Source organism: Spirillospora sp. NPDC046719 (assembly GCF_040645715.1).
Classification (GTDB): Bacteria; Actinomycetota; Actinomycetes; order Streptosporangiales; family Streptosporangiaceae; genus Spirillospora.
The window spans coordinates 1-22,375 of record NZ_JBEYYT010000134.1; the positions used below are offsets into that span (position 1 = coordinate 1).

The 22,375-nt window shown below is 73.1% G+C and carries 26 protein-coding genes and 1 other RNA gene; 14 read left to right on the forward strand and 13 right to left on the reverse strand.

Translation table 11 applies throughout. The features are described 5' to 3' along the window. From ABZ914_RS22895 to ABZ914_RS22920, 6 genes are all read left to right on the forward strand, one after another. On the forward strand, positions 1-1,663 hold a 1,663-nt coding region (locus ABZ914_RS22895; RefSeq protein WP_500195490.1), incomplete at its 5' end, for a polyketide synthase dehydratase domain-containing protein. Next, positions 1,660-1,941 carry an acyl carrier protein gene (locus ABZ914_RS22900; protein ID WP_190859879.1) on the forward strand — a complete coding sequence of 94 codons (282 nt, stop codon included), beginning with the start codon at positions 1,660-1,662 and terminating at the stop codon, positions 1,939-1,941. The genes ABZ914_RS22895 and ABZ914_RS22900, both read left to right, overlap by 4 nt. Continuing rightward, positions 1,934-2,755 carry an alpha/beta fold hydrolase gene (locus ABZ914_RS22905; protein ID WP_500195491.1) on the forward strand — a complete coding sequence of 274 codons (822 nt, stop codon included), beginning with the start codon at positions 1,934-1,936 and terminating at the stop codon, positions 2,753-2,755. The genes ABZ914_RS22900 and ABZ914_RS22905 overlap by 8 nt, the downstream gene beginning before the upstream one ends. An 11-nt stretch (positions 2,756-2,766) precedes the next feature. After that, positions 2,767-3,975 carry a glycosyltransferase gene (locus tag ABZ914_RS22910; RefSeq protein ID WP_500195493.1) on the forward strand — a complete coding sequence of 403 codons (1,209 nt, stop codon included), beginning with the start codon at positions 2,767-2,769 and terminating at the stop codon, positions 3,973-3,975. Continuing rightward, complete coding sequence (locus ABZ914_RS22915; RefSeq protein WP_500195495.1) at positions 3,972-4,733, forward strand: hypothetical protein; 762 nt, start codon at positions 3,972-3,974, stop codon at positions 4,731-4,733. The genes ABZ914_RS22910 and ABZ914_RS22915 overlap by 4 nt, the downstream gene beginning before the upstream one ends. A 29-nt stretch (positions 4,734-4,762) precedes the next feature. After that, a complete protein-coding gene (locus ABZ914_RS22920) occupies positions 4,763-5,614 on the forward strand; it encodes a hypothetical protein (RefSeq protein ID WP_500195496.1) in 852 nt (283 codons plus the stop codon). 9 nt (positions 5,615-5,623) lie between these two features. Here the strand turns inward: ABZ914_RS22920 and ABZ914_RS22925 are convergent, their stop codons facing one another. From ABZ914_RS22925 to ABZ914_RS22960, 8 genes are all read right to left on the reverse strand, one after another. After that, complete coding sequence (locus tag ABZ914_RS22925; RefSeq protein WP_500195498.1) at positions 5,624-5,980, reverse strand: hypothetical protein; 357 nt, start codon at positions 5,978-5,980, stop codon at positions 5,624-5,626. Between the two features lie 24 nt (positions 5,981-6,004). Beyond that, a complete protein-coding gene (locus ABZ914_RS22930; RefSeq protein WP_500195500.1) occupies positions 6,005-6,511 on the reverse strand; it encodes a hypothetical protein in 507 nt (168 codons plus the stop codon). Positions 6,512-6,596: 85 nt separating this feature from the next. Continuing rightward, on the reverse strand, positions 6,597-7,325 hold the full coding sequence (locus ABZ914_RS22935) for a WXG100 family type VII secretion target (protein ID WP_500195502.1): 729 nt from the start codon (positions 7,323-7,325) through the stop codon (positions 6,597-6,599). A 19-nt stretch (positions 7,326-7,344) separates the two neighbouring features. Further along, positions 7,345-7,701 (reverse strand): YbaB/EbfC family nucleoid-associated protein, encoded by a 357-nt coding sequence (locus ABZ914_RS22940; protein ID WP_500195503.1) that lies wholly within the window; start codon positions 7,699-7,701, stop codon positions 7,345-7,347. Between the two features lie 31 nt (positions 7,702-7,732). Beyond that, positions 7,733-7,993, reverse strand: coding sequence for a YbaB/EbfC family nucleoid-associated protein (locus ABZ914_RS22945; protein ID WP_500195505.1), 261 nt, complete (start codon positions 7,991-7,993; stop codon positions 7,733-7,735). A gap of 225 nt (positions 7,994-8,218) precedes the next feature. Next, positions 8,219-8,617, reverse strand: coding sequence for a hypothetical protein (locus tag ABZ914_RS22950; protein WP_347256826.1), 399 nt, complete (start codon positions 8,615-8,617; stop codon positions 8,219-8,221). Between the two features lie 52 nt (positions 8,618-8,669). Further along, complete coding sequence (locus ABZ914_RS22955; protein WP_190859902.1) at positions 8,670-9,032, reverse strand: DUF6191 domain-containing protein; 363 nt, start codon at positions 9,030-9,032, stop codon at positions 8,670-8,672. A 45-nt stretch (positions 9,033-9,077) separates the two neighbouring features. Beyond that, a complete protein-coding gene (locus ABZ914_RS22960; protein WP_190859904.1) occupies positions 9,078-9,662 on the reverse strand; it encodes a pyridoxamine 5'-phosphate oxidase family protein in 585 nt (194 codons plus the stop codon). A gap of 110 nt (positions 9,663-9,772) precedes the next feature. Between ABZ914_RS22960 and ABZ914_RS22965 the strand changes: the two genes are divergently transcribed. The 4 genes from ABZ914_RS22965 to rnpB all read left to right on the forward strand — a co-directional run bounded on the left by ABZ914_RS22965 (position 9,773) and on the right by rnpB (position 12,835). After that, on the forward strand, positions 9,773-10,594 hold the full coding sequence (locus tag ABZ914_RS22965; protein WP_500195507.1) for a Nif3-like dinuclear metal center hexameric protein: 822 nt from the start codon (positions 9,773-9,775) through the stop codon (positions 10,592-10,594). Next, the gene (locus tag ABZ914_RS22970) at positions 10,591-11,334 is read left to right on the forward strand and encodes a zinc ribbon domain-containing protein (protein WP_500195509.1); all 744 of its coding nucleotides are present in this window, start codon (positions 10,591-10,593) and stop codon (positions 11,332-11,334) included. The genes ABZ914_RS22965 and ABZ914_RS22970 overlap by 4 nt, the downstream gene beginning before the upstream one ends. Beyond that, on the forward strand, positions 11,331-12,422 hold the full coding sequence (locus ABZ914_RS22975) for a bifunctional RNase H/acid phosphatase (protein WP_500195511.1): 1,092 nt from the start codon (positions 11,331-11,333) through the stop codon (positions 12,420-12,422). The genes ABZ914_RS22970 and ABZ914_RS22975 overlap by 4 nt, the downstream gene beginning before the upstream one ends. A gap of 30 nt (positions 12,423-12,452) precedes the next feature. Next, an RNA gene (gene rnpB, locus ABZ914_RS22980) (RNase P RNA component class A) lies at positions 12,453-12,835 on the forward strand. 2 nt (positions 12,836-12,837) lie between these two features. Here rnpB and ABZ914_RS22985 read toward each other — a convergent pair. Further along, positions 12,838-13,638, reverse strand: coding sequence for a polysaccharide deacetylase family protein (locus tag ABZ914_RS22985; protein WP_500195513.1), 801 nt, complete (start codon positions 13,636-13,638; stop codon positions 12,838-12,840). Positions 13,639-13,713: 75 nt separating this feature from the next. Beyond that, on the reverse strand, positions 13,714-14,673 hold the full coding sequence (locus ABZ914_RS22990; RefSeq protein WP_500195514.1) for a GlxA family transcriptional regulator: 960 nt from the start codon (positions 14,671-14,673) through the stop codon (positions 13,714-13,716). A gap of 70 nt (positions 14,674-14,743) precedes the next feature. On the opposite strand from ABZ914_RS22990, the gene ABZ914_RS22995 reads away from it, so the two are divergent. Continuing rightward, complete coding sequence (locus tag ABZ914_RS22995; RefSeq protein ID WP_500195516.1) at positions 14,744-15,076, forward strand: cupin domain-containing protein; 333 nt, start codon at positions 14,744-14,746, stop codon at positions 15,074-15,076. Positions 15,077-15,172: 96 nt separating this feature from the next. Here ABZ914_RS22995 and ABZ914_RS23000 read toward each other — a convergent pair whose 3' ends face one another. The 3 genes from ABZ914_RS23000 to ABZ914_RS23010 form a co-directional block, all read right to left on the reverse strand. Beyond that, a complete protein-coding gene (locus ABZ914_RS23000) occupies positions 15,173-15,652 on the reverse strand; it encodes a hypothetical protein (protein WP_500195518.1) in 480 nt (159 codons plus the stop codon). 432 nt (positions 15,653-16,084) lie between these two features. Continuing rightward, positions 16,085-17,818: a sialidase family protein gene (locus ABZ914_RS23005; RefSeq protein ID WP_500195520.1), complete on the reverse strand. Its 1,734-nt coding sequence runs from the start codon at positions 17,816-17,818 to the stop codon at positions 16,085-16,087. 124 nt (positions 17,819-17,942) lie between these two features. Beyond that, positions 17,943-18,680, reverse strand: a complete 738-nt coding sequence (locus ABZ914_RS23010) for a FadR/GntR family transcriptional regulator (RefSeq protein WP_500195522.1) — start codon at positions 18,678-18,680, stop codon at positions 17,943-17,945. A gap of 166 nt (positions 18,681-18,846) precedes the next feature. Between ABZ914_RS23010 and ABZ914_RS23015 the strand changes: the two genes are divergently transcribed. From ABZ914_RS23015 to ABZ914_RS23025, 3 genes are all read left to right on the forward strand, one after another. After that, positions 18,847-20,442 carry an ABC transporter substrate-binding protein gene (locus ABZ914_RS23015; protein WP_500195525.1) on the forward strand — a complete coding sequence of 532 codons (1,596 nt, stop codon included), beginning with the start codon at positions 18,847-18,849 and terminating at the stop codon, positions 20,440-20,442. A gap of 33 nt (positions 20,443-20,475) precedes the next feature. Next, on the forward strand, positions 20,476-21,435 hold the full coding sequence (locus tag ABZ914_RS23020; RefSeq protein ID WP_433150740.1) for an ABC transporter permease: 960 nt from the start codon (positions 20,476-20,478) through the stop codon (positions 21,433-21,435). Further along, the coding region (locus tag ABZ914_RS23025) for an ABC transporter permease (protein ID WP_500195527.1) at positions 21,432-22,375 on the forward strand (944 nt) is incomplete at its 3' end. The genes ABZ914_RS23020 and ABZ914_RS23025, both read left to right, overlap by 4 nt.

A 22,375-nucleotide genomic window follows, 5' to 3' on the forward strand; every position in this document is an offset into this window, starting at 1 on the left:
GGGCCTGCGGCTGCACCCGGGGCCGCGGGGGGGGAGGGTGGACGGCGGGGGGCGGCGGATCCGCGCGGCGGGCGGGGCGGTGCCGGGGGTGCCGGCCGACGACCGGGTGCTAGCCGAGCTGGAGGCGCTGCTCAACGACGCGGCGACCGGCGCGCAGACCGTCCTGGAGGCGCTCGGCGGCGGGGCGGCGCCCGCGTCCGCCGACGAGGCGCCGGCCGCCCCGGCGGACGAGCTGGTGATCTCCCGGGTGTTCTCGCTGGAGGCGATGCCCTACCTCGCGGACCACTGCGTCTTCCCGCAGCCCCCCGACTGGCCCGACATGTCGGACCGGTTCCCGATCGTGCCGCTGGCCACGCTGCTGGAGGTGATGGCGGCGACCGCGCGGGAACTGCTCCCCGACACGGTCGTGGTCGGGTTCGAGTCCGTCCGCGCCGTCCGGTGGGTCGTGGCGGCTCCGCCGACCAGCGCCGCCATCCGCGCCCACCTCGTCGAGGGAGGCGGCGCCGCGGGCACCGGCCCGCGCCGGGTCAAGGTCGTCATCCCCGGCCACACCGACGGGACGGTCCTGCTCGCCGAGCGCCACAGCGCGCCGCCTCCGCCCGACCGCACCCCGCTGACCGGAGAGGGCCCGCCCGTCGTCTCCGCCGAGCGGCTCTACGAGGAACGCTGGATGTTCCACGGCCCGCTGTTCCGCGGCGTCACCGAAGTGACCGCGCTCGCGGAGGACGGCGTGCGCGGCGTCCTGACGTCCCTGCCCACGCCGGGCGCGCTCATCGACAGCGCCGGGCAGCTGTGCGGCCACTGGATCCAGGTCTACGGGGAGAAGGACCAGACCGTCTTCCCCGTGGGGATCGAACACGTCTCCCTGTACGGCCCGCCGCCGGCCGCCGGAGAACGCCTCGAGACCACCGTGTGGGCCGAGTCGCTCACGGACACCACCCTGCGCTGCTCCGTCGAGATGGTCCGCGAAGACGGAGCCCTCTGGGCGCGCATCGACGGATGGACCACGCACCGCTTCTACACCGACGAAGCCCTATGGCGGATGAAGTTCACCCCCGAGGTGTCCGGCATGGGGGAACCGCAGGACGGCGGCTGGTGCCTCGCCCGCAAGCGCTGGGACGGCACCGCGTCCCGCGACCTCGTGATGCGCCAGTACCTGTGCGCCGTGGAGCGCGCCGAGTACGAGCGGCTCCCCGGCTTCGCGCAGGGCCCGTGGCTGCTCGGCCGCATCGCCGCGAAGGACGCCGTCCGGGACTGGCTGTGGCGCAACGGCCACGGCCCCCTGTTCCCCGCCGAGCTGACCGTCCGCGACGGCACCGGGCGGCACCCGGCCGTCACCGGACCCTTCGACCAGGACCTTTCCGTGGCCATCGCCTGCGACGCCGACCTCGGCGTCGCGCTGGCACGGCCCGCCGGCGAGCCCGCGGGCGTCGGCCTGGCGTCCGGCGGCGGGGACGCCCGCGTCCGCGCCGCCAAGCAGGCCGTCCTGCAGGCCCTTCCCGCCGGCCACCCCGAACCCGCGTTCACCGCCTCCGACGCCGAGCACCTGCTGGTCACCGGCGGCGGCGCGGTCACCGAGGTCGGGACGCGCGAGCTGGACGGACACGTCGTGGCCTGGACGGTCACGGCGGGCGGAACCGACATGGAGGAGAGCCGAACATGAGCGACGACGCCCTGACGCAGGTCGTCCGGATGCTGGCCGAGGTCGTCGGGGAGGACTTCCTCCTCGACGTGGAGATCGGCCGCGACACCTCGTTCAACGAGGACCTCGGGCTGGAGAGCATCGAGTTCGTCGCCCTCGCCGACAAGCTGCGCGACCACTACGGCGACGACGTCGACCTCGCCGCGTTCATCGCCGGCATGGACATCGACGAGATCATGGACCTGACGGTCGGCGACCTGGTGGACCACATCGCCGCCACGGAGGCCGCCCATGCCTGACGTCACCGCCCGCGGCGTCCGCTTCCACGTGCAGACCATCGGCCCGCCCGCGCCCGGCGCGCCCGTCGTCGTGTTCCTGCACGGGCTCGTCCTGGACAACCTGTCGAGCTTCTACTACACGATCGCCGGGCCCGTCGCCGAGGCCGGCGCCCACGCCGTCCTCTACGACCTGCGCGGGCACGGCCGGTCCGAACTGACCCCGGACGGCCACGGCGCGGACGACGCCGTCGCGGACCTGTTCGGGATCCTCGACGCGCTCGGCCACGACCGCGTCCACCTCGTCGCCAACAGCTTCGGCGGCGTCGTCGCGCTGAAGGCCGCGCTCGCCCGCCCCGACCGGATCGCCGGGCTCGTGCTCATCGAGGCGTACGGCCCCGCCGAGCACGACGGCTGGGCCGAGGGCCTGCTCAACACCCTCACCGCGTCCGCGCTCGGCCTGGAGTACGACCGGCTCGCCGACCAGCTCCTCGCCGCCGGATGGCGCAAGACCGGCCGGCAGGTCGCCGCCGCCGACGCCCTCGTCAACCGCACCACCCTGCTCGACGACCTGGCCCGCACCGAGCCCGTCCGCCCCGCCGAGCTGGCCGCCGTCCGCTGCCCCGTGCTCGCCGTGTACGGGCAGCACTCCGACGTCGCCGAGGCCGGGCGGCTGCTGCTGCGCACCGTCCCCGGCTGCACCCTGCACGTCATGGCCGGCCACGCCCACACCGTGCTGCGCGACGGGACCGCCGAACTCCTGGAGGTCATGTTGCCCTGGCTGGCCCGCCACGCCGGCACCCGCGTCCCCGCCACCGCCGCCGGAGGTGCCCGGTGAAGGGCCGCCGCATGCAGGTGCCGTCCCTGCTCGGCGCCCCCGGCATCCCGCGCGCCGAGACGCCGAAGCGCCGGTTCCTGTTCGCCGTCCCGCCGCTCGCCGGGCACGTCAACCCGACCGTCGCGGTCGGCGCCGAACTCGCCCGCCGCGGCCACACCGTCGCCTGGACCGGCCACCGCGCCACCCTCGAACCGCTGCTGCGCGCCGGCGCGCGGATCTTCTCCGCCGAGGACGACGCGTTCGCCGCGCGGCTCGCCGCCGCCCGCGAGGAGTGGCTGCGCCTGCGCGGCCCCGCCGCCCTGCGGTTCCTGTGGGAGGAGTTCATCGTCCCGCTCGGCCACGCGATGATGCCCGGCGTCGAGACCGCCCTCGACCGGTTCCGCCCCGACGTCGTGATCAGCGACCAGATCGTCCTCGCCGCGCCCGTCGCCGCCCGGCACCGCGAGATCCCGTGGGCCACCTCCGCGACCACCTCCGCCGAGTTCACCCGGCCGCTCGCCGGGATGCCGCTCGTCGAGGGCTGGGTCCGCGACCAGATCGGCGACTTCCAGCTCGACCACGGCATCGAGGACCTGCTCGACCTGCGGTTCTCCGACCACCTCGTGCTGATCTTCTCCACCGGCGCGCTCGTCGGGGACACCTCGGTCTTCCCCGACCACTTCGCGTTCGTCGGCCCCGCCCTCGACCGCCCGGCGGGCGCCGCGTTCCCGTGGGAGTGGCTGGACGGCCGGCCCGCCGTCCTGCTGACCCTCGGCACCCTCAACGGGCCCGCCGGGGAGCGGTTCTACCGGGTCGCCGCCGACGCCGTCCGCGACCTGGACGTCCAGGCCGTCTTCGTCGCCCCGCCCAGGACCGTCGGCGACCCGCCGCCCAACGTCCTCGTCCGCCCGCACGTCCCGCAGCTCCGGCTGCTGCAGCGGATGTCCGCGGTCGTCTGCCACGGCGGGCACAACACCGTCTGCGAGAGCCTCGCGCAGGGCCTGCCGCTCGTCGTCGCGCCGATCCGGGACGACCAGCCGGTCATCGCGCGGCAGGTCGAGGCCGCCGGCGCCGGCGTCCAGGTCCGCTTCGGCCGGGTCCGGGCCGAGGAACTCCGCGACGCGCTGACCACCGTCCTCACCGGCGACGCGCACCGCGCCGCCGCAGAGGCCGTCCGGGATTCCTTCGCCGCCGCCGGCGGCGCCGCCGAGGCCGCCGACCGCCTGGAGAAGCTGGCGTGATCGCGGTACCCGCGCTGGTGGCGGCGGGCCTCATCGCTGACGCGGTGCGGCTCCGCCGCCGCCTGGCGCGGATCCGCAGGCTCCCGCAGCCCCGCAGGACCGCCCCGCTGAGCTGGGAGGACCGGCGCGAACCCACCGGATACGACGTGATCAGCGCCGACGGCGCCGTCATCTCCGCCAACGTCCGGCACGCCGCCGTCGCCCACGCCCGCGCCACCGGCCTGGACGTCCTCGGCCTGGTCCCCGCCGACCTCCCCGTCGTCCGCGCGCTCGACATGCTCCGCCGCACCCGCGACGCGGGATTCGCGGCGGTCGTCCACACCGAACTCCTGGACGACGCCTACACGGGCGACTACACGAGCACCATGGCGCGCCTCCGGCGCTACGACGCCGACGTCGAGCACGTCGTCGTCCCCTGCCACCTCACCCCGCGCGCCCCCGCCTGCAAGGGACGAGCGGCATGGCTGCACGGGCTCGGCGTCACCCTCGCGCAAGCCGTGGTGCCCTCCATCCTCACCATGGCGCTCGTCCTCGCCGCGCTCGCCTCCGACCCGCAATGGGGCCCCGTCGCCGTCATCGCCTACTGCGCCGTGCCCTACCTCGTCTTCGCCGGCACCCCGCTCTCGCCCCGCGACCTGCACCGCACGGCGCTGCTGCGGCCCGTCCTCACCCCGTACACCTGGTGGCGGACCCTCGCCGGGGACGCCTCGCCCTGGCACCGCCCCGCGTGGCGCCACCCGCGGAAGGACGAGATTTGATCGGCCTCGCCACGTCCCCGGAAATCCGCATGACCGCGTACGTCTACGAACGCGTCCACGGCTCCCCGCCCGCGGCGATGCACCGCGCCCCCATCGGCCTGCCGCTCCTGGACGGCCTGACGATCGCCCTCCCGTGGGGAACCATCGTCGCCGCGGGCCCGTCCGCCGCCCCGTCCCTCTACTCGGTGAACCACCACACCGACGGCATCGCGTCCCTCTACGGGCCCGTCCCGCACTGGGCCCGCGAGTCCGCCGCCGTCCTGAACTCCCACGCCGACCCCGCCCCCGGCACCCGCCTGGTCATCAACCGCGAGATCCCCGCCGAGACCGGACTCCTCACCGGCGCCGAGACCGCCGCCGCCACCTTCCTCGCCCTCCGGGCCCTGCACGGCCCGCCCGCCGGACCGCACCCCTTCGCCGACCACCCCGCCTACCGGACGGCCCTGCACGCCCGCGCCGCCCACGCCCTGCTGACCACGCCCGGCACCCTCGAACACGTCCCGTTCGACCTGGCCGCCGCCGACCTGCGCGTCCTGATCGTCGACCTCGGCGCCCGGCATTCGTCCACCCTCCCCACGCCGCCCGGCGCCGCCGCCCGAGCCGCCGCCGCCCTCCGCGCGTCCGGCCCGTCCGCCCTCGGCCCGCTCCTCACCGGCGCCCACACCCCCGGCGACCCGCTTCCCGATCGCGCCCTCCGCACCACCCTCGACGCCGGAGCCCTCGGCGGCCGCAAGATCGGCGCCTGCGTCGTCGCCCTGGCCCCCACCACGGCCCTCCCGGAGATCCGCAGGGCCCTCACCACCCGCCTGACGCCCGACCTCCCGCGCCCGCCCCGCCTCCTGACGGCCCTCCCCGCCCCCGCCGAAGAGCCCCACCTCTGACCACTCCGGTCACCCGTACCGCGGCCCGTCCAACTCCGGCCGATGCCGCAACCCCGCCTCCCGCGCCTTCTCCGCCGCCTTCCGCGCCGCCTCGGCCTCGGCGGCCGAGTAGACCCCGGCGACCTGGTACATCGTCTCCCGGGTCTCGATCAGCGAGTTGGCCGAAGCCTGCAACCTCCGCAGCGCCTCCTCCTGCATCTGGGAGTAGCTCCGTTCGGCCGCCTCGCCGAACTTGCTCAACGCCCCGGGTGCCAGCCAGGCGCCATCGATGCTGACCGACGCGTCGACCCACATGTTCACCGCGTCGTTGATCTTGTCTCCGGCCTCGATCAGGTACTTCTTCCCCTTGAGGCTGTATCCGCCCATCGATCCTCCTCGCTGGAGTTCAGGTCATGAGTGCAGATGCGAGATCATCTCGTTCAGGAGGGACTTCGCCGTGTTCTCCATGTTCTGTTCCTTGAGGGCCGGAGAATCCGTGGCGGTGTAGTCGGCCTTGAGAACCGTGTATCCCTGACGGACGAGGACGCTCAGGGATTCCGCGCCCTTCTGCCAGCAGGCTTCGTCGGCAGAAGTGGACAGGTTGGAGCAGTCTTCATCTTCCTGCAGACCGTGGTAGGTCGTCTTGGCCTCGCCGTACTTCTCGGATCCGGCACGCCGCAACGTCTCCGTCACGACGGAAACGTTGAGGAGCCCACTCGTCTTTGAAAGTTCCGTGGACAATGGCGCCTGCCAACTGCAGCCGCTGGAACCGGCCGTCCTCTGCGTCGGCGCCACGGTGTGATCTCCCACCAATTTCTGGGCCAGAGATGCGTTGATCAGCGTGCACGCGTCGGGAGCGACCGCCCCGGTCCTGATGAAACCGGTGTCTTCGGCGGCGCCGCCCGAGCAGCCGGCCACAAGGGATCCACCGGCGATCAGAGCGAGGACGACCTCGTGTGCGCGCTTCCTGGGGCCAGGGCGTTGCCGGGACTCACGGCGCCTGTCAGCCATAGGTCCACTTGCCCTTGTCAGAGGCGATCGAGGGCATCCTCGCCGGAGCCTGGAGTTGGAGAATCTGGCCGTGCAGTGCCTGCATCGCGCCGGCCTCTTTGTTGCAGATGTACGCCAGATTCTTCTTCCTGGAGTTGACGTTGCTGATCCAGATGCTGAGTATTCCGTGGAGCGCAGCCCATGCCGCGCTGTCCACGTCGCCCTTCTGCGTCTCCAGTTCCTTGTGGTATTCGATGGCCTTCTGGAGGGTCTCCATGTACTCCTTCATGCCCTCGTTGTACTGGTCGACGACCTGGTTGTGCAGGTCGACCAAGGCGTCTCCGATGGCCTGAAGGACCTTCGCGTTATTGTCCGCGGTGGATATCGCGACCCCGTCCATGTACTGCTGATAGGCCACGAACGCCCGGCCGCTCCAGTAGCCGCCGAGTTGGATGTACGAGATCTTCATCGGATCGATCGAGTCGTGGTAGTGCGCCGAAGCCTGGTACCACTTCTCCGCGGCCTTCCGCACGGCTGCGGGGTCGGGTTTCATCCGCTGGAGTTCTTTGTAGGCCTTCAAGACCTCCGTGCCCAGCATCACCGAACTGGCGACATCGATCAATATGCCCGGAACGGTGGGGCCTTCCTGCGGCTGCTCGAGGCCGGTGGCCGCGCCGCCGGAACCGGAGTTCGCGCCTCCGCCGCTGCGACCGGGCCTGGGGCGTGGTCTGGGCGCGCTCATGTTGGGGGCCTCTTTCCGGTCAGACGCGGTTGCGGCGGGCGATGCCGGCCGCTTCGTGCTTGTACTGGGCGCTCGCCTCGGCGCGCGCGGCCGCTAGGGCTTCGAGGATCCTGCGGCCGAGGGAATTCCGGTCGGACGTCGCCAGGGCATCGCGGTCGAGCGAAACGCGGAGAAGGCGGCCGTTGCCGTCCACCTCGATCGTGCCCAGCCCGGGGTGGATCTTCTGTGCAATCCGCACATAGCGCTGCTCGGCGTCCAGGCCAGACAGTTGATTCGCGTAGTCGGCCGCCGCCCGCTCGATCTCGCGCATTCGCCACTCCGCCGCGTCGAGTTCGGCCAGGCGCTGCTCGGCGTGCTCTCGCGCGCCGGCGTGCATGGGAGGTCTCAAGGTCGCTGGCTCCCCACGGCTACTCGTCGCCGAACATGCGGTCGTAAAGGCGTTCCGCGAGGGCGGCGGAGCGTTCTTCGGCTTCGTTGACGGCCTCCACGACGCCTGCCTCGATGAGCCGGAGCCCGGCCGCGTCCAGGCGGGTCGTGTCGATGCTGAGGTCCAGGAGCCGGCCGTTTCCGTCGATCTCCGCTGTGACCAGGCCATTGGCCTTCACGGTCGTCATCCGGGCTCGGGACAGCTCGGCGTGCAGTTCCTGCAGTTCGAGAGGTGGGGGCATTGACTCGTCTCGTGGTTCGGGGGAACGAGAGTTGTCAGGAGAGTGTAGTGGCGCGTAAGGACGGCGCATAGACGGTCATTGGCACTCCGCACTTTCGATGTCGCGCGCGAGTGTGTGCTTTGTGGCTGATCTGCGGGAATGGCGGATTTGAGGGCAGGCAGTTGTTGTGATCGCGCCACGAAGGATCCGCTGCCTGGCGCCGGGAGAAGTCGCAGTGTGGCCGGGTCAGAGTTTGGGGGTGAAGGGGCGGCGGTGGGCCGGGTCGTCGGGTTCGGCCTGGGCGCGCAGGGCGGTCTCGACCAGCTCGATGGCCTGGAGGAGCGAGACGAGGCGGGCGCCCTCGCGGCGGTACGCCTCGAGGACGGCCTCGACGCCGTGCGGCGGGACGAGCGCCGCGAGGTCGACGCGGGCGGAGCGGAACCCCTCACGGGCGGCCTCGACGGACGCGTTGACGTGGTGCCGGGCCATCCGGGCGAGCGCGATCGGATACCGGCGCAGCACGCCGTAGCGCCGGTACTCGGGCGGGACGAGCTCCAGCAGCCAGCTCATCGCCGTGTCCTCGAAGCGGTCGGTGCCCGGTGGGTGCACCTGCGAGGGCCAGCCGGGCGGGACGTAGGTGCTCACGCGTCCACGATAACCCGGAATTCGAACCTATGTTCGACCCAAACCGGACATGTCACTCGGTGGCGGGCGGTGGGGTGATCGGGCCGTTGCGGCGGATCCGGATCTTGCCGGAGTCCAGGTCGTCGCGGGCGGAGCCGTCGCCGGTCTGCTCGTGGTCGTCCTGGCGCAGCACCTTCTGCCGCTGCTGCTCCTCCTGCTTGACCTTCTTGGAGCCCTCGAACGCCGAGGCGAGGTCCTCGAACATGCCGCCGCCGAAGCCGGCGCCGGTCTCGCCGTCGCCGCGGATGGCGCCCATCAGCGTCGACCGGCCGGTGCCCTCCGTGGGCCAGTCCACGGGCTCGTGATCGGCCTGCTCGGGGCGGTTGCCCATCGGGCGCCCCTTGACGCGCTTGCGGCGGCGAAACGGTGACTTCACACAGACTCCAACGCGACGAGCCTCCAGATTGATCCCGGCGGGCGTTCAGCCTCCGAACGTCCACCGGGTGGGAGAACCGGTGAAATCTCCCTGACGCAGCCCGAACGCCTTCTGTGGCCGCACCGCGACGGTCGCGTTCACCTCCGGGTCCAGGAAATCGACACGATAGCGGGTCGCGTACTTGGAGTTGACCAGGTCGATGAAGCGCTGCAGGTCCCGCGGCTCGGTGACGACCTCCGCGCGGCCCTCCAGGACGACCGGGTTCTCGGCCTCCTCCGTGGCCACCACGACCTGCGGGTTCGCCCGCAGGTTGACCATCTTGCGGGACGGGACGCTGCTGCTGAACATCAGCGCCTCCCCGGACCAGGCGCCCCACACCGGCATCGCGTGCGGGCGGCCGTCCGGGCGGACGGTGCACAGCCAGAAGTTGCGGGCGGCGCGCAGCCGCTCGACGGCCCAGGACCACGGGAGCAGGCCGCTCCCCTCGGCGGGCCCCCTGATCCCGTAACCGGGCATGTGCGGACGGTCGGCGGCGGGGTCCGGCCCCGGGACGTACCCGGGGCGGGGCTCCGACGCCAGGGCGAATCCGGACGCGGGCTCCGGTGCCGAGGCGAACCCGGAAGCCGACATGGCGCTCTCCCTTCTGCGGACGTTCCCCGGCCCATCGTTTCAGACCGCGGAGCCCTCCGGTGACGCTCGGTGGCTCGTTGGGAGCGGCTCGGCGCGGTAGCCTGCGGGACGTGCGCCTATCCCATGTCATCGCGGCTCTCGACGAGCTCTACCCGCCGTCGTGGGCGGAGTCCTGGGACGCCGTGGGCCTGGTCTGCGGCGACCCCGACCAGGAGGTCGGGCGGGTGCTGCTGGCGGTCGACCCGGTCGCCGCGGTGATCGACGAGGCGCTGGAGTGGGGCGCCGACCTGGTGGTCGCGCACCATCCGCTGCTGCTGCGCGGGGTGCACTCGGTGGCCGCGACGACGCCGAAGGGCCGGCTGATCCACCGGATGATCGTCAACGGGGTCGCGCTGCACACCGCGCACACCAACGCCGACGTCGCCGATCCGGGGGTCTCGGACGCGCTGGCGCGGGCCGTCGGGCTCACCGGCGGACTGCGCCCGATCGTCCCGGCCGCCGACGACCCGCGCCGCGGCCTCGGCCGGATCGGGGAGCTGGACGAGCCGGTCACGCTGCGGGAGTTCACCCGGCGGGCCGCGGCCGGGCTGCCGTCCACGGCGTGGGGGCTGCGGGCCGCGGGCGACCCGGACCGCGCCGTCCGCACCGTCGCGGTCTGCGGCGGCGCCGGCGACTCCCTCCTCGACACCGTCCGCGCGGCGGGCGTCGACGTCTACCTCACCGCCGACCTGCGGCACCATCCCGCGTCGGAGTTCGCCGAGCACGGCGGCCCGGCGCTGGTCGACGCGGCGCACTGGGCGACCGAGCACCCCTGGCTGGCCGACGCCGCGCGGCGCCTGGCCGCCGCCGCACCCGAAGCGGGCAAGTTGGAGACCCGGGTGTCCACGCTCGTCACCGACGCGTGGAGCCTTCACGAAGAAGGAGAACAGTGAAAGCCGCACCGCAAGCCCAGCTTCGCCTGATCGACCTGCAGGGCCTGGACAGCTCGCTGGACCGCCTCGCGCACCGCCGCAGGACGCTGCCCGAGCTGGCCGAGATCGAACGGCTGGAGGGCCGGCTCGCCGAGCTGCGCGACGCGATCGTCGCGGCCGAGACCGACGCCGGCGACCTGGCGCGGGAGCAGAAGAAGGCCGAGCAGGACGTCGACCAGGTCCGCAGCCGCGCCGAGCGGGACCAGAAGCGGCTCGACTCCGGGCAGGTCACCTCCGCCAGGGACCTCAGCGGCCTGCAGGCCGAGATCGAGTCGCTGCACCGCCGCCAGTCCGACCTGGAGGAGGTCGTGCTGGAGATCATGGAGCGGATCGAGGAGGCCGACGGCCGCGTCGCCGCGCTGCGCGCCGACCAGACGGCGGCGCAGGAGGAGCTCGCCGCGGTCGTCTCCCGCCGCGACGCCGCGCTGAAGGAGATCGACGAGGAGAGCGGCACGACCGGCGCCGCCCGCACCGCCGTCGCCAAGGACGTCCCCGACGATCTGATCGGCCTCTACGAGAAGCTGCGCGGCCAGTTCGGCGGCGTCGGCGCGGCGAAGCTGTTCCGCGGCGCCTGCCAGGGCTGCCACCTGGCGCTCAACACCGTCGACCTGAACCGGATCCGGGCCGCCGCCGAGGACGAGGTCGTCCGCTGCGAGGAGTGCCGGCGCATCCTCGTCCGCACCCCCGAGTCGGGCCTGTGAAGCTGATCGTCGAGGCGGACGGCGGGTCCCGGGGCAACCCGGGCCCGGCCGGGTACGGCGCCCTCGTCCGCGACGCGGTGACCGGCGAGGTGCTGGCGGAGGTCGCCGAGTCGATCGGCATGGCCACCAACAACGTCGCGGAGTACCGGGGGCTGATCGCCGGGCTGACGGCCGCGGCGGGCATCGACCCGTCCGCGCGGGTCGAGGTGCGGATGGACTCCAAGCTCGTCGTGGAGCAGATGTCCGGCCGCTGGAAGATCAAGCATCCGGACATGATCCCCCTCGCGCTGCGCGCCCGGGAGGTCGCCGAGGGCCTCGGCTCCGTCTCCTACGGGTGGATCCCGCGCAACCGGAACGCGCACGCCGACCGGCTCGCGAACGAGGCGATGGACGCGGCGGCCCGCGGCGAGCGGTGGTCCCGCACGATCGAGGAGCCCCCGCGGGAGGAGGCGCCGGGGCCGCCGCCGGTCTCGTCCACCCCCACGCGGACGATCCTGCTCCGCCACGGCGAGACGCCCCTGTCCGCCGAGAAGCGCTTCGCCGGGACGAACGACGTCCCGCTGACCACCCTCGGCCTGACCCAGGCCCGCGCCGCCGCCCTCGCCCTCAAGGACCGCGGGCTCGACGCGATCGTCACCTCGCCCCTGTCGCGGTGCCGCGACACCGCCGCCGAGGTCGCCGCGGTCACCGGCCTGGACGTCCGGGTCGAGGACGGCTTCCGCGAGACCGCCTTCGGCGACTGGGAGGGCCTCACGTTCGCCGAGGCCGGCAAGGGCTGGCCCGCCGAGATGAAGGCGTGGCTCGCCGACCCGGAGGCCGCGCCGCCCGGCGGCGAGAGCTTCGCGCAGGTCTCCCGCCGCGTCCGCACCGCCCTGGACAAGCTGAAGGTCCGCAACCGGCAGCAGACGGTCCTGGTCGTCTCGCACGTCACGCCGATCAAGCTGCTGGTCAAGGACGCCCTCGGCGCCCCGATGAAGTCGCTGTACCGGATGCACCTGGACGTCGCGTCCCTGACCGCGATCGACTGGTACGCCGACGGCCCGGCGAGCCTCCGGTCCTTCAACGACGCGCATCACCTGGAACACTGACCGACCCGCTACAGTTCTGTGTACGGCGGACGAGCCGGCCGGACGGCCGCGTCGGGGAGCGATCCCCGTCGAGGAAAGTCCGGGCTCCACAGGGCAGGGTGGTCGGTAACGCCGACCCGGGGTGACCCGCGGGACAGTGCCACAGAAAACAGACCGCCACCGGTCCGCCGGTGGTAAGGGTGAAACGGTGAGGTAAGAGCTCACCAGCGCCCACGGTGACGTGGGCGGCTCGGTAAACCCCACCCGGAGCAAGGTCAAGAAGGGGCTTCGGCCCCGCGCAGGTGCCTGAGGGGGGCCCGCCCGAGCCTGCGGGTAGACCGCTGGAGGCCGCCGGCAACGGCGGTCCGAGATGGATGGCCGTCACCCGCCCTCCGGGGCGGGCACAGAACCCGGCTTACAGGCCGACTCGTCCGCCTTATCTTTCCGCCACCTCGGTGACCGTCGCGGTCCCGGTTCCGCGGGCGGTCCGGTGGCGGAGCCAGGACAGGAACGCGGCCAGCATGCGGGGCGTGACGGCCTGGCGCTGGCCGCAGCCGTCGCAGACGTGGTGGAAGACGAGTTGCAGCCAGCCGCCGTGGCGTTCGGCCTGGACGACGGAGTCCTCGAGGTCGCCGAGGCGGGTGCCGGCGGTGATCGAGTCGCGGGTGCGGGTCCGGTAGGGGTCTTCGGGGGGAACCGTCTCGGCGCTGCCGCAGCGAGGGCAGGAGGTGCCCGCGCGGATTCCGCCGACTCCGCGGGCGCTGCGGTAGCCGCAGGCGCGGACGGTCCGCGCGGCGTCGTCGTCCACGGCGCCGAAGGGATAGGCGAAGGCGCGGGCGGGCAGGCCCATCCGCCGGAGGGCGGTGCGGTCGTCGCAGACCTGCCGGTGCCGCTCGCCGCCGGGCAGGTCCGTGAGATCGAGGTGGTCGAGCGTGTGGCCGCCGATCTCGTGGCCGGAGGCGGCGAGGTCCATGACCTCGCTCCGGGTCATGCGTCCGGGCCGGCCCAGAAGGCCGGTGCTGACGAAGAAGGTCGCCTTCATCCCGTGGCGGTCCAGCAGGGTGCGGACGTTGTCGTACTGGTCCTGGAGGCCGTCGTCGAAGGTGAGCGACACCCAGGTCCGCGTCTGCGCGTTCGCGGGCGGCGAGCCGGGCGCCCACGCGAGCAGCGCCGCGCTGAGGAGCACCAGGGGCCGGCCGGGTCGCGGTGCCCCATGGGGGCGGTGCCGTCCTTGCATGATCGACTCATCGCCCGGGCGAGGTGAAGCGAAGACCTGCGGAAGGCAAAGCGACCGGCGCGCCTGCCGGGTCGGTCAGCCCGGCGGCCCCGCGGGGTCGCGGAAGGAGCGGCGGTAGGCGCCCGGGGTCGTGGCGAGGGCGTTGATGAAGCGGCGGCGGAGGTTGGTGGCCGACGAGAGGCCGACGCGGCGCGCGATGGCGTCCAAGGGGAGGTCGGACGACTCCAGCAGGTCCTGGGCCGCGGCGATCCGCTGGGCGAGCAGCCACCGGCCCGGGCTGGTGCCGAGCTGGTCGGCGAACCGGCGGGTGAGGGTACGGGCGGAGACGCCCGCGTGCGCGGCCATGTCCTCGATCGACACGGGTTCGCCGAGACGCGCGGTGACCCACTCCAGCAGCGGTGCGAGCGTGCCGTCGATGTCGGCGGGGTGGGGCGGCGCCGAGTACTGCAGCTGGCCGCCCTCGCGGTGGGGCGGCATGACCATGGTCCGCGCGACGTGGGCGGCGTACCGGGCGCCCTGGTCGGCGCGGAGCAGGTGCATGCACAGGTCGAAGCCCGCGCCCGCGCCGGCGCTGGTGGCGACGTCGCCGTGGTCCACGTAGAGGACGTCCGGGTCGAGTTCGACGTCCGGGAAGCGCTCGGCGAACTCGGCGGCCTGCGCCCAGTGTGTGGTGGCCCGGCGGCCGTCCAGGAGGCCGGCGTGCGCCAGCGCGAAGGCGCCCGAGCAGATGCTGACGACGCGGGCGCCGCGGGCGTGCGCGCGGCGCAGGGCTTCGACGACGGCGGGAGAGGGCGGCTCCGCGGTGGGCAGCCAGCCCGGGACGATCACCGTCCCCGCCCGGTCGAGGGCGTCCAGGCCGTCGGTGACGACCATGTCGTACCCGGCGAGCGTCGCGACGGGGCCGGGGTGTTCGGTGCACACGCCGAACTCGTACCTGGCCGGGAGGCCCGCCCGCTGGACCCCGAACACCTGGGCCGCGCAGCCGAGCTCGAAGGCCGACTGCGGCGGGCGGACGAGCGCGGTCACACGGTGCATGGCGCGAAAGTACCGCACGATGTCTTTTCAGACACTCGGCGGGGCGGGGCGCGTTCGCCAGGGTGGTGCCATGACGACAGAGCAGAGCACGGTCGGCTATGTGTGGTCGTCCGTTCAGGACGCCCCGGTCCGCGAGGTGTTCCCGGGGATCCGGCTGCGGCCGCTGTGGAGCGGGGAAGGCGGCGCGAAGGCGTTCGTGCTGGAGATGGACCCGGACACGGGCTGGGAGGGCGTGGACGTCCACGAACCGGGTCCCGAGGAGGTCTTCGTGGTGTCGGGTGTCTTCAACGACGGCGACCGGGACTATCCCGCCGGCTCGTTCATCCACGCCCCGGCAGGCTCCTCGCACGTCCCGCAGACGACCACGGGCTGCACCCTCTTCCTCTTCTACCCGGAAGGCTGAAGGCGTCCGCGCGGACGGACCGGGCGTCGGGCCGCGGCGTGCCGCCCCCATGCGTCGTCGGACGAGGGCGGAACGCCGCGAGAACGCCGGGCGGGCTCAGCCGCCGGGGGTGCCGGGACCGGTCGGGCTGCCCGTCGGAGCGCCGGTCGGGCTCTCCGTCGGGCTCTCGGTCGGGCTGCCCGTCGGGCTCTCGGTCGGGCTCTCGGTGGGACTGCCCGTGGGGCTCTCCGTCGGGCTGCCCGTGGGGCTTTCGGTCGGGCTGCCGGTCGGGGTGGGGCTCGCGGGCGGGACGACGCCGCCGGTGCCCGAGACGGTGATCTTGGTCTGCAGGCCCATGGCGCGGTCGTTGTCGCTCGGCGACCAGAGCTGGTAGGTCCCGGGCTGCAGCGAGACGTGCAGCTTGGCCTGGGTGCCGGGCGAGATGCCCGGGGTCTGCTTCGGCGTGGTGAGGCCCGGGCCGGAGATGGCCAGGGCGTGCTCCCTGCTGCCCTCGTTCTTCACGGTGAAGACGTAGGGACCCGCCGTGAAGGTGCTCTTGGACAGCTTCAGCGAGTCGTCCTTCTCGGTGACCGTCACGGTGGTGGCCTTCGGCTGCGCGGCGCCGCCGCCCGGACTGCCGGTGCCGGGGCTCGTAGGGCTTCCGGTCGGGCTCGTGGGGCTTCCGGTCGGGCTGGTGGGGCTCCCGGTCGGACTCGTCGGGCTTTCCGTGCCGGGGCTCGCCGGGCTCTCGGTCCCCGGGCTGCCCGTCGGGGTCTCGGTCCCCGGGCCGCCCGTCGGGGCCCCGGTCGGGCTCGTCGGTGGTGATCCGCCCGGGCTCGGGGCCGTGGTCGCGTTCGCGGCGGTGACCGGGAGCAGGGCGCCGGCGGTCAGCAGGACGGCGCCGGTGGCAGTCGAAATGGTGGTTTTGTTCATAAATGCCGGGCTCCCCGGCGCGCCTCCGCCGAAACCGCGCGGGTGTTGCCGAAAGTCCAGGTCAACGGCGGTTCCGGCGGAGGTCGAACGGCGTGGTCAGGGGGCCAGCCAGGGCAGGGTGAAGCGGGTGAAGACGATGCCGCCGGTGTCGCCGATCTCGTAGAGGTCGCCGACCGATCCGTCGGCCAGGACGGCCATCGTGGAGTAGCCTGCGGCGCCCGGCTTGAGGAGCGCCCCCTGCGGCCAGCTGGAGCCGTCGTCCCCGCTCAGCCGGACGGTGAGGTCGGTGCGGCCGGTCGCGGCGTTGTTGCTGTGCAGGGCGGCGTCGGTCAGGGGCGGCGCGCCGGACGAGGGGAGCGCGTAGGAGATCTCGTCGCCGTTGCAGCCGGGATCGATCAGGCCGCTGTTCCAGGCGGTGCCGTAGGCGGCGGTGACGTCGGCGGCGGTCGCGTACCACCGGTTGCCGCCCGCGTTGGAGCGCATGTTCTGCGCGACGCGGCCCGTCGACCGCTGGATGATCTTGCTCTCGTTGACGCCGGTCCCGGCGGTGGTGCCGTTGTGCCAGGTCGCGCCGTGGTCGTCGGAGTAGATGTTCGACGCGTGGTCGCCCGACGCGTCGTGGTAGACGATCGGCTGGACGAGCCGTCCGGAGGCGAGCTGGATCCCGTGCCCGGACGAGGCGAACATCCCGGCGTAGGTGGTCTTGCGGACCTGCGGGTTGAGGTCGGTCGCCGCACTCCAGGTCGCGCCGCCGTCGGTCGAGGTGACGTAGCGGATGTGGGTGTTGGTCGTGGCGGTCGCGGAGGTGTCGCCGGCGGTGGAGCCGGAGTAGCCGACGCCGGGCTTGGGGGAGTAGGTGAAGAAGCAGAAGATCTTTCCGGTGGTGCGGTCGACGAGCAGGCTCGGGTCGCCGTAGCCCTCGGACGTGGTGGGCGCGTGCGCGATGATCGCCGGGGTGGAGAAGGTCGCGCCGCCGTCGGTGCTGCGGACCATCGCCACCTGGATGTTGTTCGTCCCGCCGCCGAGGTCCGAACTGCCGTCGACGCGCGCGTCCATGGCGGCGACCACCGTGCCGTCGTTCGCCACGGCGAGGGCGGGGATGCGCACGGACTTCGCCGCCTTGCCGAGCCCGGAGATGACCGTGGACGTGGTCAGGGCGGTCTGGGCGTTCATCCCCGGCCGGCCGGAGCCGAGCCCGCAGCCGGACGTGCCGGAGACGGTGCGGCTCCAGCCGCCCGACGAGACCTGGAACGTGTAGGGCGTGCCGTCCGGGACCGTCCAGTAGAGGCCGTTGTCGCCGGACGACGCCGGAACGTCGACCGACCACGGGGAGCCGGTACGGCCCGGCCAGGTGACCGTGAAGGTCCGGGCGGCGGGAGAGCGGTTGTCGAGGATGAGGCGCAGGCGGTGCGGGTCTCCGCAGTCCATGGCGGCGCGCGCGCTGAGCGCGTTGGAGCAGTCGAGGGTGCCGGTGTCGGTCTGGTCGAGGCCCTGCGGCGTGGTGGTGCGGAACGTGTATGAGGTGCCGGACGGCTTGGTGAAGTAGAAGTGCGAGCTGTCGCCGGCGGCGACGTCCGCGGTCCAGGTGCCGGCGCCGGGCCAGGTCAGCGTGAACGTGGTCGCGGAGGACGTCCGGTTGACGACGGTCTCCTGGATGCGGCCGGACGTGCAGTCGGTGGTGACGACCGCGGACTGGCCGGTGCCGGTGTCGGTGCCGGCGTGAGCGGTGGCGGCGTGAGGGGTGGCGGGGAGGGCGGTCGCGGCGAGGGCGGTCATCGCGGCGACGGCGGCGGGGTGGAAGCGGGGCATGGCCTCACCTTCGTTGGACATGGGACGTAGGATGTCCTGTCGCGAAGGAACGTAGGCGCGGACGCCGGGGCCGTCAAGCCCCCGGCACCGAGCGCGCCGACAGGCGAGCCCCGGTGTCGGACGCCCCGGTGCCGAGCGGCTCGCGTCAGGAGGCGGAGTCGTCGCGTGCCGTGTCCAGGCGCTCGCGGATGCCGCGGAAGTGCGCCGCCATGGCGGTGGCCGCCGCCCCGCGGTCCCCGGAGACCAGCGCCTCGTAGATGTCGCGGTGCCGCTGCGCCACGTCGGCCGCCTCCTGCTGGACGGGCGCGAGGTCGTGCTGGAGCGTCCGGTAGACGTCCCAGAACGCGCCGAGCAGCTGGTTCACGATCGGGTTGGCGAGCGGCCGGTACAGCAGCTCGTGGAAGAGCCGGTCGGTCTCCGGGGTCACCTGGCCGGCGGCGGCCTCGGCGTCCATCCGGCGCATGATCTCGTCCAGCTCGGCGGTGTCGGACGCCAGGCCGCGGTCGATGACCTGCTCGACGAGGCCGCGTTCGAGGACCTCGCGGACGTCCACCAGGTGCGCGAGGTCGTCGCGGCCCTGCCGCTTGGACATGCGGGCGTGGAAGGTCAGCTCGTCGACCAGCGCGCCGAGCGACATGCTGCCGACGTACATCCCGAAGCCGTGCCGGATCTCCACGATCCCGACGGCCTGCAGCGCCTTGAGCGCCTCGCGCAGCGAGTTGCGGCTGACGTCCAGCTCCTCGACCAGCTCGAACTCGGTGGGCATCGGGTCGCCCGAGGCCAGCCCGCGCTCCAGGATCAGCTGCTTGATCGCCTGCTGCACCTCCTCGGTGCGGCTGCTGCGGCCGCGCGTCGCACGTCCCCGCGTCCGAGCTGCGGTCATCGGCTCACGCTCCCCATCGCGTCGGTTGGTTCCGGGACCCGCCACTTGACCTGGCCGGTGCCGGAGCCTACGGTACACCGACGAACGACGTTGGATGTCCTACCTCCCCTCCCACCTGCGGTCGCCTACCCTGCGACCGCCCCACCCCTTCCTTCCAGGAGACGACGTGACCGATCTCCAGCCGGGCCGCGGCCTGCACCGCCGCGACTTCCTGCGCTACACCGGGCTCCTCGGCGCGGCCGCCGCGATCACCGCCGGCGTGTCCGCGTGCGGCGGCCCGTCCTCCACCGGCTCCGGCGGATCCGGCGGCTCCAAGGACACGATCCAGGCCGCGCTCGCCTACGCCCTCTCCGGCGGCTTCGACCCGATGACGTCCTCCAGCGCCGTCGCCGTGGCCGCCGACTTCCACGTGCTGGAGTCGCTGGTCGACCTCGACCCGGTGACCCGGCAGCCCTACAACGCGCTGGCCAAGGCGGCTCCGGAGAAGGTGGACGACACCACCTACCGGGTCGCGATCCGCGACGGCGCCACCTTCCACGACGGCTCGAAGGTCACCGCCGACGACGTCGTGTTCAGCTTCGAGCGGGTGCTCGACCCGAAGAACGCGTCGCTGTTCGTGCAGTTCCTGCCGTTCCTCGACAAGGTGCGCAAGGTCGACGACACCACCGTCGAGTTCAGGCTCAAGTACGCGTTCGCGCTGTTCTCCGAGCGGCTCGCCGTGGTCCGGATCGTGCCGAAGAAGATCGTCCAGGCGGACCAGAAGAAGTTCGACGCGCTGCCGGTCGGCTCCGGGCCGTTCAGGCTCACCGCCGCGAGCGCCACCGCCGGTCTGTCGTTCGCCAAGTTCGACGCCTACAACGGGCCCCGGCCCGCGAAGGTCGCCAAGATGACCTGGCTGCTGCTCGCGGACCCGTCCGCCCGGGTCACCGCGCTGCAGTCCGGACGCGTCCAGGCGATCGAGGCCGTCCCGTACCTGAACGCGGACGAGCTGCGCAAGGCCGCGAGCGTCGAGGCGGTGCAGAGCTTCGGCCTGCTGTTCCTGATGTTCAACTGCAAGGTCAAGCCGTTCGACGACGTGCGGGTGCGGCAGGCGCTGCACTACGCGCTCGACACCGACAAGCTGATCAAGACGGCGCTGCTGGGCAACGCCGCCGCCGCGACCAGCTTCCTGCCCGCCGGGCACCCCGACTACGTCAAGGCGTCCACCGTCTACGGCTACGACCCGGACAAGGCGAAGCAGCTGCTGCGCGAGGCCGGGGTCAGCGGGCTGAAGGTCGAGCTGATCACCACCGACACCGACTTCGTCAAGGACTGCGCGCCGCTGATCAAGCAGAGCTGGGACGCCGTCGGCGTCGCCACCACGCTCAACGTCGGCCAGTCCGGCGGCCAGTACGCCAACCGCGTCGACACCGGCAAGTACCAGGTCATGGCCGCGCCCGGCGACCCGTCGGTGTTCGGCAACGACGCCGACCTGCTGATGCGCTGGTTCTACGTCGGCACCTGGCCCGAGCACCGCAGCTACAACGCCGGGACCCCCGAGGCCAAGAAGGTCGTCGACCTGCTCGACAGGGCCGCCCGCGAGGCCGACCCGGCGGCGCGCAGGACGCTGTGGAGCCAGGCCATCGACGTCGTCGCCGAGCAGGCCGCGCTGTACCCGATCTTCCACCGCAAGCTCGACACCGGGTGGAAGGGCAAGGCGCTGCCGGGCTTCCGGCCGATGGCGACCACCGGGCTGTCGTTCCTGAACGTCGGCCGCGCCTGACCGTCCCGGACCCGAAGAAGGGACGCCACCCGGATGGCAACGATCCTGCGCATGGCGCTCGGACGGCTGCTGACCCTCGTGCCGATGGTGCTCGGGATCACGCTGTTCGTCTTCGTCGTGCTGCGCTTCTCCCCGAACGACCCCGCCTTCAACGCGCTCGGCGAGGGCGCCACGCCCGAGGCGCGGCACGCGTACGCGGCCGCGCACGGGCTCACCGACCCGCTGCCGGTCCGCTACGTCCGGTTCCTCGGCGACCTGCTGCACGGCGACCTCGGGCTGACCGCGCCGCCGAGCCGGCCCGTCACCGACGCGATCGGGACCGCGTTCCCGCTCACGCTCCAGCTGACGCTGCTGGCGGTGCTGGTCGGCGTGGTGTTCGCGGTGGTCCTCGGCGTCACCGCGGCGCTGTTCCGGGACCGCTGGCCCGACCAGGCCATCCGGGTGCTGTCCATGGCCGGCGTCGCGATGCCGTCGTTCTGGCTCGGCATCCTGCTGATCCAGTGGTTCGCGCTGCGGCTCGGCTGGTTCCCGACCGGCGGGTACGTCAACCCCGGCGACTCGGTGGGCGGCTGGCTGCGCAGCCTCGCGCTGCCCGCGATCGCCGTCGGGTTCCCGGTCGGGTCGCTGCTGGCCCGGGTGGTGCGGACCGCGATGGTCGAGGAGCTCGACCGCGACTACGTGCGCACCGCGATCGGCGGCGGGCTGCCGCGCGCCGTCGTGGTCGGCCGCAACGTGCTGCGCAACGCGCTGATCACCCCGCTGACCGTGCTCGGACTGCAGATCGGGTACCTGCTCAGCGGCGCCGTCGTGGTCGAGGCGATCTTCGGGCTGCCCGGCCTCGGCACCCTCATCATGCAGGGCGTCACCGCCGGCGACCCCGCCCTCGTGCAGGGCGTCGTGCTGTGCATCGCGCTGACGTTCCTGGTCGTCAACCTGCTCGTGGACGTGCTGTACCTGTTCGCGAACCCCCGGCTGAAGGGAGCGACGCGATGACCGTCCTGCGACGGGGATGGCGGCGGCTGCGGCCCGCCTCCCGCATTGCGCTCGGCGTGCTGCTGTTGATCGTCATCGCGGCGCTCGCCGCGCCGCTGATCGCCCGGCACGACCCGCTGACCACGGGCGTCGCGGGGCAGGCGCCGTCCGGCGGCCACTGGTTCGGCACCGACCGCGTCGGCCGCGACGTGTTCGCCCGCGTGCTGTACGGGGCGCGCTGGTCGCTGGCCATCGGCCTCGGCGCCGCGTTCCTCGCGCTGGTCGCGGGCGCCGTGCTCGGCTCGGTCGCCGCCACCGCGCACCGCGCCGTGGACGAGGCCGTGATGCGCTGCCTCGACGTCGTCATGGCGTTCCCGGCGGTCGCGCTCGCGGCCGTCCTGGTCACCGTGTTCGGCAAGAGCCTGCCGGTGCTGATCGGCACCATCGCGTTCCTGTACGTCCCGCAGGTCGCGCGGGTCGTGCGCGGCAACGTGCTGTCGCAGTACGGCGAGGACTACGTGGCCGCCGAACGCGTCATCGGCGCCCGCCGCGGCCACATCCTGTGGCGGCACGTCCTGATCAACTGCGCCGCGCCGATCCTGGTGTTCGTCACGATCGTCGTCGCCAACGCGATCGTGTTCGAGGCGAGCCTGTCGTTCGTCGGCGCCGGCGTCCAGGACCCGGACCCGTCGTGGGGCAGCGTCATCGCCTACGGCAAGACGCTGGTGCTGGCCGGCGGCTGGTGGGCGACGTTCTTCCCCGGCCTGTTCATCCTGGTCACGGTGCTGGTGCTGAACGTCCTGTCCGAGGGCGTGTCGGACGCGTGGGCCGCGCCCGCCGCCCGCCCCGACACCGACGCCCACACCCGCACCGGCACCGACGCTGAGCCCGGCGCCGGGACCGCGGCCGGAACCGTCGCCCCGACGGCCGCGGGCCCCGCGGCGCCCGCGCCGCGGGGGGT

Bases quoted from the DNA above. Each gene is read 5' to 3' on its own strand.
- ABZ914_RS22900 (WP_190859879.1), top strand. From the start codon at position 1,660: ATGAGCGACGACGCCCTGACGCAGGTCGTCCGGATGCTGGCCGAGGTC.
- ABZ914_RS22905 (WP_500195491.1), top strand. From the start codon at position 1,934: ATGCCTGACGTCACCGCCCGCGGCGTCCGCTTCCACGTGCAGACCATC.
- ABZ914_RS22910 (WP_500195493.1), top strand. From the start codon at position 2,767: ATGCAGGTGCCGTCCCTGCTCGGCGCCCCCGGCATCCCGCGCGCCGAG.
- ABZ914_RS22920 (WP_500195496.1), top strand. From the start codon at position 4,763: ATGACCGCGTACGTCTACGAACGCGTCCACGGCTCCCCGCCCGCGGCG.
- ABZ914_RS22925 (WP_500195498.1), bottom strand. From the start codon at position 5,980: ATGGGCGGATACAGCCTCAAGGGGAAGAAGTACCTGATCGAGGCCGGA.
- ABZ914_RS22935 (WP_500195502.1), bottom strand. From the start codon at position 7,325: ATGAGCGCGCCCAGACCACGCCCCAGGCCCGGTCGCAGCGGCGGAGGC.
- ABZ914_RS22940 (WP_500195503.1), bottom strand. From the start codon at position 7,701: ATGCACGCCGGCGCGCGAGAGCACGCCGAGCAGCGCCTGGCCGAACTC.
- ABZ914_RS22945 (WP_500195505.1), bottom strand. From the start codon at position 7,993: ATGCCCCCACCTCTCGAACTGCAGGAACTGCACGCCGAGCTGTCCCGA.
- ABZ914_RS22960 (WP_190859904.1), bottom strand. From the start codon at position 9,662: ATGTCGGCTTCCGGGTTCGCCTCGGCACCGGAGCCCGCGTCCGGATTC.
- ABZ914_RS22985 (WP_500195513.1), bottom strand. From the start codon at position 13,638: ATGCAAGGACGGCACCGCCCCCATGGGGCACCGCGACCCGGCCGGCCC.
- ABZ914_RS22990 (WP_500195514.1), bottom strand. From the start codon at position 14,673: ATGCACCGTGTGACCGCGCTCGTCCGCCCGCCGCAGTCGGCCTTCGAG.
- ABZ914_RS22995 (WP_500195516.1), top strand. From the start codon at position 14,744: ATGACGACAGAGCAGAGCACGGTCGGCTATGTGTGGTCGTCCGTTCAG.
- ABZ914_RS23005 (WP_500195520.1), bottom strand. From the start codon at position 17,818: ATGTCCAACGAAGGTGAGGCCATGCCCCGCTTCCACCCCGCCGCCGTC.
- ABZ914_RS23010 (WP_500195522.1), bottom strand. From the start codon at position 18,680: ATGACCGCAGCTCGGACGCGGGGACGTGCGACGCGCGGCCGCAGCAGC.
- ABZ914_RS23020 (WP_433150740.1), top strand. From the start codon at position 20,476: ATGGCAACGATCCTGCGCATGGCGCTCGGACGGCTGCTGACCCTCGTG.